Annotated in this window: 13 protein-coding genes and 1 pseudogene; 3 read left to right on the top strand and 11 right to left on the bottom strand. The window is 61.9% G+C overall.

The window, feature by feature from the left end; all coding sequences use genetic code 11:
• Positions 1 to 89 precede the first annotated feature (89 nt).
• From P3T21_RS19005 to P3T21_RS18985, 5 genes are all read right to left on the bottom strand, one after another.
• Positions 90 to 1,076 (bottom strand): zinc-dependent alcohol dehydrogenase family protein, encoded by a 987-nt coding sequence (locus tag P3T21_RS19005; RefSeq protein ID WP_429257479.1) that lies wholly within the window; start codon positions 1,074 to 1,076, stop codon positions 90 to 92.
• A 97-nt stretch (positions 1,077 to 1,173) separates the two neighbouring features.
• The gene (locus P3T21_RS19000; RefSeq protein ID WP_429257478.1) at positions 1,174 to 1,449 is read right to left on the bottom strand and encodes a DUF1488 domain-containing protein; all 276 of its coding nucleotides are present in this window, start codon (positions 1,447 to 1,449) and stop codon (positions 1,174 to 1,176) included.
• A gap of 331 nt (positions 1,450 to 1,780) precedes the next feature.
• Positions 1,781 to 1,972 carry a DUF2964 family protein gene (locus P3T21_RS18995; RefSeq protein ID WP_429257477.1) on the bottom strand — a complete coding sequence of 64 codons (192 nt, stop codon included), beginning with the start codon at positions 1,970 to 1,972 and terminating at the stop codon, positions 1,781 to 1,783.
• Positions 1,973 to 2,105: 133 nt separating this feature from the next.
• Positions 2,106 to 2,933, bottom strand: a complete 828-nt coding sequence (locus tag P3T21_RS18990) for a universal stress protein (protein WP_429257476.1) — start codon at positions 2,931 to 2,933, stop codon at positions 2,106 to 2,108.
• Between the two features lie 497 nt (positions 2,934 to 3,430).
• Positions 3,431 to 3,733 carry a putative quinol monooxygenase gene (locus P3T21_RS18985; protein WP_429257475.1) on the bottom strand — a complete coding sequence of 101 codons (303 nt, stop codon included), beginning with the start codon at positions 3,731 to 3,733 and terminating at the stop codon, positions 3,431 to 3,433.
• Positions 3,734 to 3,914: 181 nt separating this feature from the next.
• Between P3T21_RS18985 and P3T21_RS18980 the strand changes: the two genes are divergently transcribed.
• Complete coding sequence (locus P3T21_RS18980; RefSeq protein WP_429257539.1) at positions 3,915 to 4,850, top strand: LysR substrate-binding domain-containing protein; 936 nt, start codon at positions 3,915 to 3,917, stop codon at positions 4,848 to 4,850.
• Between the two features lie 113 nt (positions 4,851 to 4,963).
• On the opposite strand, the gene P3T21_RS18975 is transcribed toward P3T21_RS18980, so the two are convergent.
• The 4 genes from P3T21_RS18975 to aldA all read right to left on the bottom strand — a co-directional run bounded on the left by P3T21_RS18975 (position 4,964) and on the right by aldA (position 10,787).
• Positions 4,964 to 6,625 (bottom strand): GMC family oxidoreductase, encoded by a 1,662-nt coding sequence (locus P3T21_RS18975; RefSeq protein WP_429257474.1) that lies wholly within the window; start codon positions 6,623 to 6,625, stop codon positions 4,964 to 4,966.
• Between the two features lie 50 nt (positions 6,626 to 6,675).
• Positions 6,676 to 7,893, bottom strand: coding sequence for a mandelate racemase/muconate lactonizing enzyme family protein (locus P3T21_RS18970; RefSeq protein WP_429257473.1), 1,218 nt, complete (start codon positions 7,891 to 7,893; stop codon positions 6,676 to 6,678).
• Positions 7,894 to 9,213, bottom strand: a complete 1,320-nt coding sequence (locus P3T21_RS18965; protein WP_429257472.1) for an MFS transporter — start codon at positions 9,211 to 9,213, stop codon at positions 7,894 to 7,896. It abuts the gene before it with no gap.
• 149 nt (positions 9,214 to 9,362) lie between these two features.
• The gene (gene aldA / locus P3T21_RS18960) at positions 9,363 to 10,787 is read right to left on the bottom strand and encodes an aldehyde dehydrogenase (RefSeq protein WP_429257471.1); all 1,425 of its coding nucleotides are present in this window, start codon (positions 10,785 to 10,787) and stop codon (positions 9,363 to 9,365) included.
• Between the two features lie 186 nt (positions 10,788 to 10,973).
• Between aldA and P3T21_RS18955 the strand changes: the two are divergent.
• A pseudogene (locus P3T21_RS18955) lies at positions 10,974 to 11,273 on the top strand (porin); the annotation flags it as partial.
• Between the two features lie 185 nt (positions 11,274 to 11,458).
• On the top strand, positions 11,459 to 11,725 hold the full coding sequence (locus P3T21_RS18950) for a hypothetical protein (RefSeq protein ID WP_429257470.1): 267 nt from the start codon (positions 11,459 to 11,461) through the stop codon (positions 11,723 to 11,725).
• Between the two features lie 74 nt (positions 11,726 to 11,799).
• Here P3T21_RS18950 and P3T21_RS18945 read toward each other — a convergent pair whose 3' ends face one another.
• Complete coding sequence (locus P3T21_RS18945) at positions 11,800 to 12,618, bottom strand: LuxR C-terminal-related transcriptional regulator (RefSeq protein ID WP_429257469.1); 819 nt, start codon at positions 12,616 to 12,618, stop codon at positions 11,800 to 11,802.
• Between the two features lie 262 nt (positions 12,619 to 12,880).
• Positions 12,881 to 14,206 carry an adenylate/guanylate cyclase domain-containing protein gene (locus tag P3T21_RS18940; RefSeq protein WP_429257468.1) on the bottom strand — a complete coding sequence of 442 codons (1,326 nt, stop codon included), beginning with the start codon at positions 14,204 to 14,206 and terminating at the stop codon, positions 12,881 to 12,883.
• Between the last annotated feature and the right edge of the window lie 161 nt (positions 14,207 to 14,367).

Raw genomic sequence — 14,367 nt, 5'->3', positions numbered from 1 at the left:
TCGATCGGCGACCGGGCCGCCGGGCCGGTTCCCTCCGATGCCGGAACTCACAGCGAGGCGCTTTCAGCGCCGTGCTTCCTGATGCGACCTCAACGGACCGTCAGCACCGCGGCGCCTGTCAGCCGTCCTTCGCGCAGGTCGGCAAGCGCCTGGTTGGCGTCACCGAGCGGATAGCGCGTCGTTTCGATCTTGAGACGTGTCTCGCCGGCGAGTCGCATGAAGGCGACGCCATCTTCGCGTGTCAGGTTGGCGACCGATACGACCCGCCGCTCGCCCCACAGAAACGCATACGGAAACGACGGGATGTCGCTCATGTGAATTCCGCCGCACACCACGATGCCGCCCTTCGCCACCGCCTTTAGCGCGAGCGGTACAAGCGCGCCAACCGGCGCGAACAGAAGCGCGGCGTCGAGCGGCTCAGGCGGCGTGTCGTCGCTAGTGCCGGCCCATGTTGCGCCAAGGCTGAGCGCGAGTTGCTGTGCGGCCGTATCGCCTCGCCGCGTGAACGCATAGATTGTCCGCCCCTGGTGCCGCGCAACCTGCGCGACGATGTGGGCCGCCGCGCCGAATCCGTAGATGCCGATGCGCTGCGCGTCGCCGGCCATGCTCAAGGTTCGGTAGCCGATCAGGCCGGCGCATAGCAGCGGCGCGGCTTCCACGTCGGAATACTGAGGCGGCAAATGAAAGCAGTAACGGCTATCGGCGACCGTACGCTCCGCGTAGCCGCCGTCGATCGTGTAACCGGTAAATCCCGGCTCATCGCACAGATTTTCGCGGTGAGCGAGGCAATAGCGGCAATGTCCGCAGGTTCGCCCGACCCACGGCACGCCCACACGGTCGCCGACGGCGAATCCCGTGACATCGGCGCCGAGCGCGGCGACTGTGCCGACGATCTCGTGCCCGGGAATGACAGGCCGCTTCGGATCGGTCAATTCCCGGTCGACGACATGCAGATCGGTCCTGCAAATCCCGCAAGCGCGAATGTCGATCAACAATTGTCCGGCGGCCGGTGCGGGATCCGGCACCTGCATGTCGCGTAGCAGACTCGAGCTGCCGTCGAACACCATCGCGCGCATCGCTTGCCTCCCAGATTGATCTCCAGTCGACGCCGGGAAGGCCGGGGCGAACCGGTTATCGCCGCGCCGATGACGACCGCGCTGCTTACGTGGCGCGTCACTCACAGAACCGGAAGTAGCCGCTACGTAACAGCACCGGCTTGCCATCGACTTCCTTCAACATCCGCTCGGCCGCGTGCTCGATGGCCGCCCGATGCGCCTCGAACGCGGCGAGCAGGTCATCCTCGCGTAGCGACGCCGCGCCGAAATGATCTTCGAGTGCCTCGGCGGTGATCGCGCATTGGACACGCTTGCCGTTGACCACCGACGGAAACGCCAGCACAAGGTCCCGGCCGCAATAATCCGGGCGTTCCTGCGGAAAATGGATATGCATGAGAGTACTTCACTCGATGCGTGGTTCCAGAACGCGCATCCGGATCCGCCGCATGGCGAGGCGCGTGTCGCCACGCGCGACGGGCGCCTTCACACAGGATAGGCCGTCGGCGCCGCACGACAAGTCGCGCCTCCCAGCGCTTGACCCAGATCAATGCCCCTCCCGGCCGGTCGTGGGGGCCCGATTGCACCCGATTACGGCCGAGGACGCCCGCTGGCGGAGCGAGCGACGCGATGGGACTGAATTCGGGACCGCAATTCACCCCATCCGGCCGGGGCGCTCAGCTGCTCGCGCCCGAGCGGCATAAGCATCGCGCGATGGCAGCCTTTTCTCAGTCCTCGTCGGTGGGACGTGGCGTGAGCATCAGCGCGAGGCACGCCACGCCGATTCCCGCGACAATGACACCGTTGCGCGTCACACTGTCCTGATCGAACAGCAATCCGTGGATCGCGGCCGCAATGCCGCCCAGCACGACGAACACAGCAATTGTCGCAAACACGATCCGGCGTTCTGCGCGCACCATGGTGTCCTCCTGCCCGGCCTCGCGGAACCGCCGTACACCGTCAGGGAAAACCTGTGCCGACGAAGTGGCATCCCGCTTGATACAGATTAGCCGTTTCGCGTGCCGGCGCCACGCGCGTTTCCCCCACTCGCGCTCAGGACGCCGGCTGCTCCTGACGCACCAGCAGCACAGGGCACGTCGAGAACCGCACAAAGCGCTCGGCGACGCTGCCGATCACCAACCGCCGGATGCCACGGCGGCCATGGGTGCCGAGCACGACGAGATCGGCGCCGATACGCTCTGCCGTGCGTTGCAGGCAGCTGGCGATGTCCTCGGAAAGGCCATCGGTTTCAACAATCTCCGCAACGCCCGCAACGTCATGCTGAGCCATCAGCGTGCGGGCCTCGGCGAGGACCTGCTCGCCATCGGCGCGTATCGCTCTCGTCAACGCGAGCGGGTCGTACGCACCGGGATACGCAAACGAATGCGAGCTATCCACCACATAGGCCGCCGTGAGCTGGCCGTGCGCGAGCGACGCCATGCGAATGGCTTCGCTCAATGCGCGCTTCGAAGACTCGCTGCCGTCTACCGCTACCAGGATATGGTGATACATGATGGTCTCCCCACCGCGGGTTAAAGGATCAGAAACAGCACGCGACGACGCGCGCGGCACCGGCACGGGCGTGTTGCCGCGCTGTAGTGGCCACTGGTCGAGCTGCCGCTCCGCGGCGTCGAACGCCGAGCGCAAGGCGACGTTCGGATCCTCATTCGAGCAATGCTCGACGGGAACCAGATCGTTGGTGTGGGTGATCAGATCGAGGCGCGCGTCGTACACACAATGCCCCGACCGGACGCCGATCGCCTCGATCGCAAGATGACACCCGGAGATCTGCTTGCCGAACCGTTCGAGGCGGACGAACTGCGCGCCCGCCTCGCCTTCGATCTGCGTCGTCCCGGCAAATCCCAGATACACAATCTGCATGCCGACTCCCATAGGTCACCTCACACGAAATACGCTGCTTCAAATGACCTGATTCCTTCCGCTCCACGACAGAAAACGGGCTGCGACGACAACAACGGTTCTTCATCGGGCTTCCCCCCGGTGAACGCGGCCTCGAGCGCCAGAAAGCCGTCGTCCGTTGGCCCCCATGCAACGGGTCGCAACTGGAACCCATGCAGTCATGATCGGTGCTTTACCGCTTCGAACCTTGACCTGCATCAAGCGCGCGAAATCTGTCGCGGAATGGGGGGAAGCTGTACCTCGCGGGCGATGGCGCGATTCGCGACCCGGAGACCGGCTACTTCACGATCACCGGCCGGATCGACGACGTGCTGAACGTGTCAGGCTACCGGATGGGCACCATGGAGGATTTGCGCGGACAACCTGGCTGCTGAACATGATCAATGCCGGCTGGTTCACCGGAAAAACGATGAGGATGGAGCAGGGTGAATCCGGAACCCGGGCGGCCGCCCCCGCTTCTATCCAGGCAATTTCGCCGCGAGTACATCCACTTTTTCGATGACAGGTGATTGCGACAGGAGATCGGGAGCTTGCGCCATCAGCGCCGCGGCGACGCGTCCGGCGAGATGCGCCTGCCGCCCCTCCTCGTCGGGAAATGCGTCGAAGATGCCAAACGTCGACGGTCCCAGCCGTAGCCCAAACCACGCGACCGTTCCCGGCTCTTCCTGAACGATCGGCAGACCGGAACGAAGAAAGCTCTCGACAGCGGCTTCCTTGCCCGGCTTTGCCTCGAGGCGAACGAACAACGCTACATTGACCATTTCCCACCTCCACACTGAGTGTGAAGTTAAGGCTACTCCGTTTCTGAACGCGGGCAAGCCGGCGTCGCAGCCCTCTTGCTACAACCACAATCGCTGTCCGCCGTTCCGGTTCCGCCGCGCCAAACACGTAAAATAGCGCCCGGTTCACCGCATCCGAGCAGAGACACTCATGAAACGCAAAATGCCCGCGCTGAACGCGCTCAAAGCCTTCGAAGTCGCTGGCCGCACGGGCAGCTTCACGCGCGCCGCCGAGCTGTTGAATGTCACGCAAAGTGCCGTGAGCCGGCAGGTCCGGCAACTGGAAGCGCAGCTTGGCGAGACGCTGTTGCAGCGCCATCATCACCACCTCGAACTGTCCGCCGCCGGTCGAATCCTGCTGCAGGCATTGCAGCAATCGTTCGACCGTATAGAACTGACGGTGCGCAGTCTTCAGGAAAAGACCCATCGCAACCGGCTGCGCATCAATGCGCCGCCCACGTTCACGAGCCGCTGGCTGATGCCGCGTCTGGGTCGTCTGCGCGACGCGCATCCGCACCTCGAATTGAGCCTGTCGACGCGGGTCGACGACAATCTCGCCGAATCGGGCGTCCTTGACTGCGCGATCCGCTTCGGCAACGGTGAGTGGGAAGGTTTCGACAACCGCCTGTTGATGAACGAACGTCACGTCGCCGTGTGCGCGCCGACGCTGCTGGCGCGCCAGACGGGACGCACGGCGATCGATCTGAATCAGTTCACGCTGTTGCACGTGCTGGCGAGCGCCGATCAGCGGTATCTGACCTGGCAGCACTGGCTGAAGGCCGCCGGCATCGACAACGTCGATACGCGCGGCGGCTACGAATTCGATCTGCTCGATCACGCGATTCGCGCGGCAGTCGACGGCCTCGGCGTGACGATTGCCGATCGTCACATGATCGGGCGCGAACTGGCGGAAGGCCAGTTGGTGCAGGTGCTGAATGTGCACGTCGACGGCCACCAGTCCTACTGGCTCGTGACGCGCGCGGAGCAGGACGACCTGCCCCACGTCGCGCTGTTTCGCGACTGGCTGCAACAGGAAATCTGGCTGACGGAACGCGCGCTCGATTCGTCGGAATCGGCGCCGCTAAACGACGCGCCCTGATTCAGACTGCGCTATGAATGTGCGCCGATGCGATGCCTCCGGCGCAAAAAAACCGCGCCGATAGCATTGCATCCGCGCGGTTTCCAGCTTACCTGACGGCTATGCCTTGATCATCAGGCCGCGGCAGCCAGCTCCTTTGCATCGATTTTAAGAAACGCCTCTACCTGCGCGTCTTCGAGAATCATCGCGGCGCCCTTCTCCGCCACCATCATCGTCGGCGCATTGATATTGCCGGATGTGATGTTCGGGAAGATCGACGCATCGACCACGCGCAGGCCGCGGATACCGTGCACCCGCAAACGTGCGTCCACCACCGACGTGCGCGGATCGTCGCCCATCGCACACGAGCCGCACAGGTGATAGATCGAACCGGACTGCTCGCGGAAGTATTGCAGGAAGCCTTCGCGTGTATTCACCTGCGGTCCTGGCGAGATTTCCTCGACCGTGATCGCCTTCAGCGCGGGCGCGGCCATGACCTTGCGCACCAGTTCGCAACCCTGGATTACATCGTCGATGTCCTTTTCGGTTGTCAGCGCGTTGATCCGGATTTTCGCGGCATCTTCAACCCGGTTGGACGCAATCTCGATCGATCCACGGCTGGTCGGTCTGCACGGATTGAACGCCAGCAGGAAGCCCGAATACGGCTCGGGTTCAAGGCTCGCCTTGTTGCTCTTCGGAATCCGGTACGACAGCGGATTGAAGTAAAGCTGCAGGTTCGGCTGCGCTTCCCGATCGTTGCCCTTGAAGAATCCGCCCGACTGGTTCACGCTCATCGCGAGCGGCCCTTTACGCGTCAGCAGATACTGCAAACCAAGTTTCAGCTTGCCGAGCAACGGACGCATTTCGTCATTGAGCGTCTTGATGTTCGCGCGATAGTAGAAGCTCACGCACAAATGGTCCTGCAGGTTCTGGCCGACCGCGGGCAGGTCCTTGACCAGCGCGATGCGATGCTTCGCGAGCAATGCGCTATCGCCAACGCCTGAGAGTTGCAGCAGCTTCGGCGAATCGACCGCGCCCGCAGACAGGATCACCTCGCGATTCGCCATGAACTGACGCGTGCTGCCATTCTGCGTGACTGTCACGCCGATCGCGCGCTGGTTGCCGTCGAACAGTACGCGACTCGCCAGCACGTCACACTCGACGGTCAGATTCCTGCGCGTCAGCACCGGATGCAGATACTCGAAGCTGCTCGACGAGCGCTGACCGTTGCGCGTATTCACGTCGTAGATGCCGGCGCCTTCGAACTGTGCGCCGTTGAAATCGTCGCTACGCCTGTAGCCCGCCTGGTCGCAGCCGTTCAGAAACACGTGGCAAATCGGATGCACCGCATCTTTCATCGGCGAAATGCGGATCGGGCCGTCGGCACCGTGATATTCGGTGTTGCCGAGCGGATGCGATTCGAGCCTGCGGAAATACGGCAGCACGTCGCGGAATGCCCAGCCCTTGTTGCCCGCTGCCGCCCAGTCGTCGAAATCGTGCGGCTGGCCGCGCACGTAGATCATCGCGTTGATCGAGCCGGAGCCGCCCTGCACCTTGCCGCGCGGGCAATAGATCGGCCGGCTGTCGAGTTCCTTTTCGGGCTCGCTGTAGTACATCCAGTTATAGGTTTCGTTGTAGTACGTCTTAGTGAAACCGACTGGGATCCTGAACCAGAACGAGTCGTCCTTGCCGCCCGCTTCGAGCAGCAGCACCGAATATTGGCCGGACGCCGACAGGCGATTGGCGAGAATGCAGCCCGCCGAACCCGCGCCGACGATGATGTAATCGTAGTTCATGCTCTATGTCGCCCGACGGCGCTCAATCCAGTGAATGCGAAAATCGAATTTCAACCCTTGGCCGGCGCGAGGTCTTTCACGTCGGCGGGCCGGGCAGCCATTTGCAGATGCAGACGCTCGCCGGTGTACGGTGTGTGCTGGCGCACCACGTCCATGTTCAGCTCGACACCAAGACCCGGCTCTTGCGACGGAATGATGTAGCCGTCTTCCCATTGAATCGGCTTCATCAACACCGCCGAATGGAAGCCATCCCACGTACCAATGCTCTCCTGGATCAGGAAGTTCGGCGTGCAGGCGGCCAGCTGAATACTCGCGGCAGCACCAATCGGGCCGTTGTACAGATGCGGGGCGATCTGCGCGTAGTACACCTCGGCGAGTGCCGCGACCTTCTTCGCTTCGAGCAGACCGCCGACGCGCGCTACGTTCAGTTGCAGAATCGACGCAGCGCCTGCTTCGAGCAGCTTGAAGAATTCGTACTTCGTGGTCAGGCGCTCACCGGCGGCGACTGGAATGCTGGTGTGCTGCGCGACTTGCGCCATCGCGCCTTCCTGCCCCGGCGGCACCGGCTCTTCGAACCACAGCGGATCGTATTTTTCGAGCCGCTTCGCAAGCCGGATCGCGGACGACGGCACCATCTGCCCATGCGTGCCGAACAGCAGATCGGCCTTGCTGCCGACCGCTTCGCGCACCTTGCGGCAGAACGTTTCGCAACGGTCCAGCACTTCGAGCGACAGCTGATGCCCCGAGTACGCCGTGTACGGACCCGCCGGATCGAACTTCACCGCGGTGAAGCCGCGCTTGACGTTCTCAGCGGCGCATTCGGCGGCGAGATCAGGATCGTCGTAGTCGTACTCGCCGCGGCTGTTCTCTGGATACAGATACGTGTATGAGCGCAGGCGCGAATTCACCATGCCACCGAGCAGTTCATACACCGGCTTGTTCGCCGCTTTACCGATGATGTCCCAGCACGCCATTTCCAGCCCGCTGACCACGCCCATCATCGTCAGATCGGGACGTTGCGTGAAACCGCTCGAATACGCTTCGCGCCAGAACCGCTCGATGTGGTGCGGATCCTTATCCAGCAGATAGCGGCTGAATACATCGTCGATGATGTGCGTCATCGCCTTCGGATGGAACGTCGCCGAATAGATTTCACCGACGCCTTCGATGCCGCAATCGGTCTTCAGCTTGACGAAGATCCAGTACATGCCGCCGAGATGCGGTGGCGGAACGGCAACGATATGCGTTTCGAGCGAGACAACTTTCATTTACGCACCCTCTTTCCTGTTAAGCATGTTGCGCAGCGCGAGGCCGGCGAAGCCGCCGAGCGCCGCCATTCCAGCCACATAACCGAAGTACAGCTGGTAACCAAAGACGCCCGGAAAATTCTGCGTCAGATAGCCGTTGATCAGCGGCAGGAACACGTCCGGCGAATAGCCGAGCACCGAGATGAGGCCGATCGCGAGACCCATCGTTTCAACCGGGATGTTGCAGCGATCGAGCAGCGACCAGTACAGGCCGCGAATCGCGTAAGTCAGAATGCCGATGAACAGCACGAGGAACACCAGCAGCACGTGGCTGGAAATACGCGGCGCCGCCATCAGTCCGAGCAACGACAACGCGGCGAGGAACAGCGCGATAACCAGCACCGAGACCTTCGAGTAACGGTCGCCGAGAAAGCCGCCGCCGATACCGCCGACAGGCCGCATCCACAGCTTGAGCGTGGTGATCGTGCCGGCCATCACCACAGTGAGACCGATCTCGCCTTCGTGCAGATAGGCGGAAAAGCTGTAAGTCGCCCAGAACACCTGATAGCCGCAGAACACAATCGCGGCAACCAGCCACAACTCGGGAATCGTCGCGAGCGTTTTCAGATCGACCAGCACGTTGCTGCGTTTGCGTGCGGTGCGACTGGCGGCTGCGTCGCTAGCGCCTTGCGGATCCTTGACCAGCGCGAGCACGACGCCGAGCGCGACACAAAGAAACGCATACATGTAGACCACCAGCTTGAAGCCGGCTGCGACCGGCTCGCCCTTCGTTTGTGTGAACCAGGCGAACAGCGTGATCGCGATCGTTGCGAGCATCGCTTCGATCAGACCGCGCCCGCCGTCGAGCAAACCGAAAAAGCGGCCCTGCTCACGCGTACCGGCGATCATCGCCACGCGCTTGATGACGGCGGCCCAGAACGTCAGGCCGGTCGTCAGCCCCCAGCCGCCGAAGATCACCATCAACACATTGAACGACGGTGCGGTCGAATACCAGAGACCCAGCACACCGGTGGCGATCAGTGAAAAACAGATCAGCAGACGCGGTGCGATGCGGTCCGCGAGCCAGCCGCTCGGCAGGTAACTCAGCAGAAAAATCGTGCCCAGCGACGAATACAGGTAGCCGAGCTGGCTATCGGTGATGTGGAACACTTCCAGCATCGTCGGCTGATAGACCTGCCGCAGATAGAGAATCGGATAGATGGCGCCGGCGGCGAGCACCAGCAACATCAGCTGCACATAGCGTTGGGATGCGCTGTCTTGCAGCGCGGCGGGGTCGCCTGAGGCGAGCGATGCAGCGGTTCGAACGGGTTGAGATGACACTTGAGCGCTCCTGAGAGACACGCAACGCCGATGTTCCGGTGTGCCGGGTCTCCAATATGTTTTGTTATGGATGCAGCGTGCTTGCACGTTCTGCAGGCTTAAGGAAGGCGCGCGCCGCATTAAGGTTTGCAACGCGCGCCGGTACTGCTTCAGTACTTCATGACCACGAGGCGGGTCTGCGTGAATTCGAGCATGCCGTGCTTGCCGTCGTCGCCGCCGAGGCCGGAACGCTTCCAGCCCGCGTGGAACCCCTGATACGGATCGGCCGGCGTGCGGTTCACGTACAACTCGCCCGCTTCGATGCCGTTGGCGATCTTCATCGCGCTCCGGTAGTTCTCGGTGTAGAGCACCGACGACAAGCCGAACTGATGGTCGTTGGCCATTTCCAGCGCTTCGTCGAGCGTGCGGTATCTGACGACCGGCATGATCGGACCGAAGGTTTCTTCCTGGATGATCTCCATGTCCTGCCGGCAGTTCGACAGCAACGTAGGCGGATAGAAGAAACCCTTCCCTTGCGGCACCTTGCCGCCGGTTTCGACCGTGGCGCCCGCAGCAACAGCGCGTTCGACCATCGCGTGAATCGACTGGCGTGACGCTTCGTTGACGAGCGGCCCCATCAGCGTCGGCTGCTCGCTGCGATCACCCGTCTCCACGGCGCTCATGTGCTTCTTCAGCAATGCGACGAAACGGTCATGCACGCTCTCCTGCACGTAGACACGTTCGATCGCCGTGCAAAGCTGGCCGCAATGGGTAGTTTTGGATGCAACCAGATCGCGCGCCGCCTTCTCCAGGTCAGCATCCGCCTCGATGATCGCGGGCGTCTTGCCGCCCAGTTCCAGCGAAGGCTTCGCGATATTCGCCTTGCAGTATTCGAGCACCTTGCGGCCTGCGCCGACGCTGCCCGTCAGCGTGATCATGCCGACCGCCGGATGGGTGCAGAGCGCTTCGGCGGTTGCATGATTCATCGCGAGAATGTTCACGACGCCAGCCGGAAATCCGGCCTTCTCTACCGCCTTCGCGATTTCGAACGCGGAGGTCGGTGTGTTGTTGCTCGGACGGACAACCACCGTATTACCGGCAATCAGCGCAGGCGCAACCTTGCGCATGAACGTATAGACCGGGTAGTTGAACGGAATCAGGCACGCGACGACGCCGATCGGCTCGCGATGCAGCACCAGGTTTTCGTCGGGCGTATCGCTCGGAATCACTTCGCCTTCGATGCGGCGCGCCCATTCGGCGTGATAGCGGGTGATCTGGCCGGCGTAGATTGCTTCGTTCGTGGCGTCGGCGAGGCTCTTGCCCGACTCCAGCGCGAGCGCCGCGCCGATAGCGGGTGCGCATTCGGTCAGCGCGTCGGCGAGCTTGTGCAGGTAGACCGCGCGCTCCGCCGACGGCAGTTTGCGCCAGCCTTTTTGTGCTGCTGCGGCAACGTCGACCGCTGCGACGGCTTCGGCTTGTGTGGCGCCGGTTACGTGGGCGATCAGCGCTTCGGTGGCCGGGTTGTAGACGGCGATGAGCTCGTCACTCGCCGGTTCGATAAACCGGCCGTTAGCAAAATTGCGATCGAGTCTCATGGTTGTCTCCTGACAGGCGTGGTGCGAAAAAACGCGTTAGCCGCATTGCCGTCGGCTATGAACTTCATGCCGATGGTGCATGGACGGAATTTTTCTCCCCGCGACACATCGCCACAAGCGAATAATTTGCGGGACAAACATTCGAAAAAATCACGTTTATCCAGGGAACAGCCTCATTCGCGTTTGGTCGGCGCGCAGTACGTGTACACGATGGAAAACTACGATGCATCCACCGGTAACGTGAAGCCGAAGATTCACTCGTTCGGCTTGATGGCGGACTACAACCTCTCAAAGCGCACCGACGTCTACGTGCAGGGCGAATATCAGAAGGTCACGGGCGACTCGACACACTCGATTCTGGACGACGCGTTTATTCCTGGCGTACAGGCGCCGTCGTCGACGGGCAATCAGGTGGCCGTGCGGGTTGCGTTGCGGCACAAGTTCCCGGCATCAGGCGGATTGCGGGCGCGTCTATCACGAAAGTGATATAGGAATAGGCGCGCCCGCGCGCCATACTGGTTTTCATCCAGCCGGCTTTCACCTTCCCCGGATCGTCGCGACGGATACTTTTTAATTCGGTACGCTAAGTTAAATCTGGTTCTCTTCGGTCGTGCTTTCGCACGACCTCTGGCGCGGACGTACATGCGCCCATGTTTCGCAAGGAGACTCACATGAAAACAGCATTGGTCATTATCGGTGGAGCGATCTGTATGTCCACCTGGCAGGCAAATGCGGCAGAGACTGCCACGAATCCCTCTTCCTTAACGTCGGAGAGCGTGATCAATTCGGAGGGTCCGGACTTCTCCACACACTCCATGTCGGGCAGCGCTTCCGTTCCTTATGGAAAAAGCCGCGCAGATGTCTATCAAGACCTGGTCCACTCGAAATCCGACGGTGAAGCAGCACAGATGCAGAAACTCTTCAGAGGGAGCCGTTGAGTCCACTGAAGCTTCACCGGCTGGCAGATGCGACACGAGGGCCGATTGACGCGAAAGGCCGTCGCCAGCCCATATCAGTTCTTCGACCGCAGGTTGTTGGCCCCCATCCTGCGGGTGATGAGGTGAATCAGGTACGTTGCAAACTCCGGGTCCTGATAATAGAGGCGCATTGCGTGCGCCGCCGAGGCTGAAAGCAGTTCACAGTCGCTCTGGCAGCGCGCCGTGCACGTGCGACGATGGTCGGGAGAAAACAGACCGATCTCGCCCAGCATCGTGCCAGGCCCTACTTCGATGCCGATCTCCTGCAGACTGACGGTCCCGCGCACAACGTAGTAGAGCGCGTCGCTCTGAGCATGCTTGTGAAACAGCACCTCGCCAGCCTTGAAGCGAATGGGCGTCATGCTGGCGAACAGTCGTGGCAGTGAAAGCTGTCCGTCCAGCGCGTGATGAATCTGTGCCTCGCCGACTTCCGGCAACCGCGCAGCGGCAATACTCGCCTGGCTTCGGCTGCAGACCTTGAGCGCCTTGTACACCGTGTACAAGTGTACTTTTACCGTCCCTTCCGCAATATCAAGCCGCCGCGCAATCGCTTTATTGGACTCTCCGCGCACCGCGAGGGCTAACACTTCAACCTGACGAGGCGTGAGCGTGCAGGGACTGGCTTGAGGCGCGGCATCGGGGACAGGCGTTTTTTGTGTGGCCGGAGAATCGACGCTGGTTTCAAAGGCATGCAATGCCTGTGGCAGATATCGACAGCCTGCAAGCGCCAGACGCAGCGCATCCATGAGCGCATCCGCGGATTCCGATTTGCCGACGCAGCCACTCACGCCAGCCGCAGTGAAATCCGCGACGGTCTGCGAATCGATCGTCGTCAACACGGCGACGATCGGCAAGGCCGGTTGCATACGTCGCGTCGCAGTTGCTGTTTCAAGCGCTTCCTGAATGGAGTCGCCATCCAGCACGAGCAGATCGAGAGGAGATCCGCGTTCGTAGGCGCGCGTAGCGTAGTCGGCGCATCGCACCTCCACGCCGGTGGCCAAGTCGGTGAGAAGACGCGCGACACCGTTGCGAAACAGACCACCTGGCGCGACGAAAAGAACATGCATAAGCGAGCGTTGCTTCCGTTACGACGTCGGCGCGCAGCCGCGCCATCGTCTATCGTTCTACCGCAAAGAGCCGCCAGTCACCTGGAACGCCCTTCAGAGCGTGGACTCCGCGGTCATGAAATGACAACGCGGATCCTGCAACCAGATCCTTTACGGTCGCCGACACCAGCACTTCGCCCGGCTGAGCAAGGGCTGCGACACGCGCGCCGATATGGATGGCTATTCCGCCAAGGGCGTCACCCATGACCTCGCACTCTCCTGTATGCAACCCGGCCCGAACCTCGAGTCCAAGCGACTGCATGTTGTCAGAAATGGCACAGGCGCAGCGCACAGCCCGTGCCGGGCCGTCAAACGCGGCAAGAAAGCCGTCTCCCGTCGTGCCGATCTCACGGCCACGGAATCGCTCAAGCTCGCGGCGGACCGAAGCGTGATGGCATTCAAGCAGGTCGCTCCAGCGGCGATCCCCCAGGCTGACGGCTTTATCGGTGGAACCTACAATGTCAGTAAAAAGAATCGTGGCCAGTACACGATCATATTCAGGGCTGTGCCGCACACCGGTCAGGAAGTCCTCCACTTCGTCGAGGATGGCATCGCCGTTATCGCCCCACGGAATGTGATCGGCGCCATTCAGTTCGACGAGCTTCGCGCCGGGTATTCGTGACGCCAGATACCGCGCCGTGCCGGGATCGACTACGCCATCACGTACGCCGTGGAGGATCAGCGTAGGTACACGGATACTCGGCAGCACATGCCTGATGTCGATTTCCGCGTTCATTCGCAGCAGCGTCATGGCGGCCGCGGGGCTGGCACTGGCCCGCAGCCTGCGGGCCCACCATTGGCGGAATCGCTCGTCTTGCGCCATGCTGGGAGCATGCGCATCGATATTGACCGGCCCACCCCACTCGCGCTGAATCAGATCGAGCGCGTGCTGGATCTGCGCATCGGTTTGCCCCCAGGGGTAGTCAGGCGCCCATCTGCGGCGTGGAAATGCGCCGGCCATGATGAGCGCCGACGTTCGAGCGGGGTACGTCGCGGCAAACAGCGCACACATGGTCCCGCCTTCGGAGTACCCGAGTAGCGCTGCGACCTCTGATCCGACTGCGCGCATGACGGCCCACACATCGTCCATCCGTACCTCGAGGCTCGGCATATCGGCGACGCGATCGGACAACCCGGTCCCTCGCTTGTCGAACAGGATCACACGCGAAAAGGACGAGAGCCGGGTCAGGAACCGCGCGAACGCAGGTTCTTCCCAGGAGAGATCGATATTGGACACCCAGCCCGGCACAACCACCAGGTCAGGCGGTCCTTTCCCGAGCACTTGATATGCGACGTTGACTCCGCCGCTGCGGGCGTATCGGGTGTCAGGCAGCATTCCGGATGTCTCTGGCCTGGAGTTTTGTCAGCTGCTGGACGATATGGCGGATCAGGCCGCGTGACCCGCTCGTCGGTGACTGCGCTTCCTCTGGGAATTCTAGGTTCCGGGACGGCGGATGCCAAATCAGATTGACCGCTTCTCAACGCTCTATATTGAAC

It is taken from the genome of Paraburkholderia sp. GAS334 (assembly GCF_050436625.1).
In the GTDB taxonomy this organism is placed as follows: Bacteria; Pseudomonadota; Gammaproteobacteria; order Burkholderiales; family Burkholderiaceae; genus Paraburkholderia.
The sequence above is the reverse complement of the archived record's forward strand: the minus strand, read 5'-3'. Positions and strand labels throughout refer to the sequence as shown.

Bases quoted from the DNA above. Each gene is read 5' to 3' on its own strand.
- P3T21_RS18975 (WP_429257474.1), bottom strand. From the start codon at position 6,625: ATGAACTACGATTACATCATCGTCGGCGCGGGTTCGGCGGGCTGCATT.
- P3T21_RS18980 (WP_429257539.1), top strand. From the start codon at position 3,915: ATGCCCGCGCTGAACGCGCTCAAAGCCTTCGAAGTCGCTGGCCGCACG.
- P3T21_RS18970 (WP_429257473.1), bottom strand. From the start codon at position 7,893: ATGAAAGTTGTCTCGCTCGAAACGCATATCGTTGCCGTTCCGCCACCG.
- P3T21_RS18940 (WP_429257468.1), bottom strand. From the start codon at position 14,206: ATGCTGCCTGACACCCGATACGCCCGCAGCGGCGGAGTCAACGTCGCA.
- P3T21_RS18950 (WP_429257470.1), top strand. From the start codon at position 11,459: ATGAAAACAGCATTGGTCATTATCGGTGGAGCGATCTGTATGTCCACC.
- P3T21_RS18995 (WP_429257477.1), bottom strand. From the start codon at position 1,972: ATGGTGCGCGCAGAACGCCGGATCGTGTTTGCGACAATTGCTGTGTTC.
- P3T21_RS18990 (WP_429257476.1), bottom strand. From the start codon at position 2,933: ATGCAGATTGTGTATCTGGGATTTGCCGGGACGACGCAGATCGAAGGC.
- P3T21_RS19000 (WP_429257478.1), bottom strand. From the start codon at position 1,449: ATGCATATCCATTTTCCGCAGGAACGCCCGGATTATTGCGGCCGGGAC.
- P3T21_RS19005 (WP_429257479.1), bottom strand. From the start codon at position 1,076: ATGCGCGCGATGGTGTTCGACGGCAGCTCGAGTCTGCTACGCGACATG.
- P3T21_RS18985 (WP_429257475.1), bottom strand. From the start codon at position 3,733: ATGGTCAATGTAGCGTTGTTCGTTCGCCTCGAGGCAAAGCCGGGCAAG.
- aldA (WP_429257471.1), bottom strand. From the start codon at position 10,787: ATGAGACTCGATCGCAATTTTGCTAACGGCCGGTTTATCGAACCGGCG.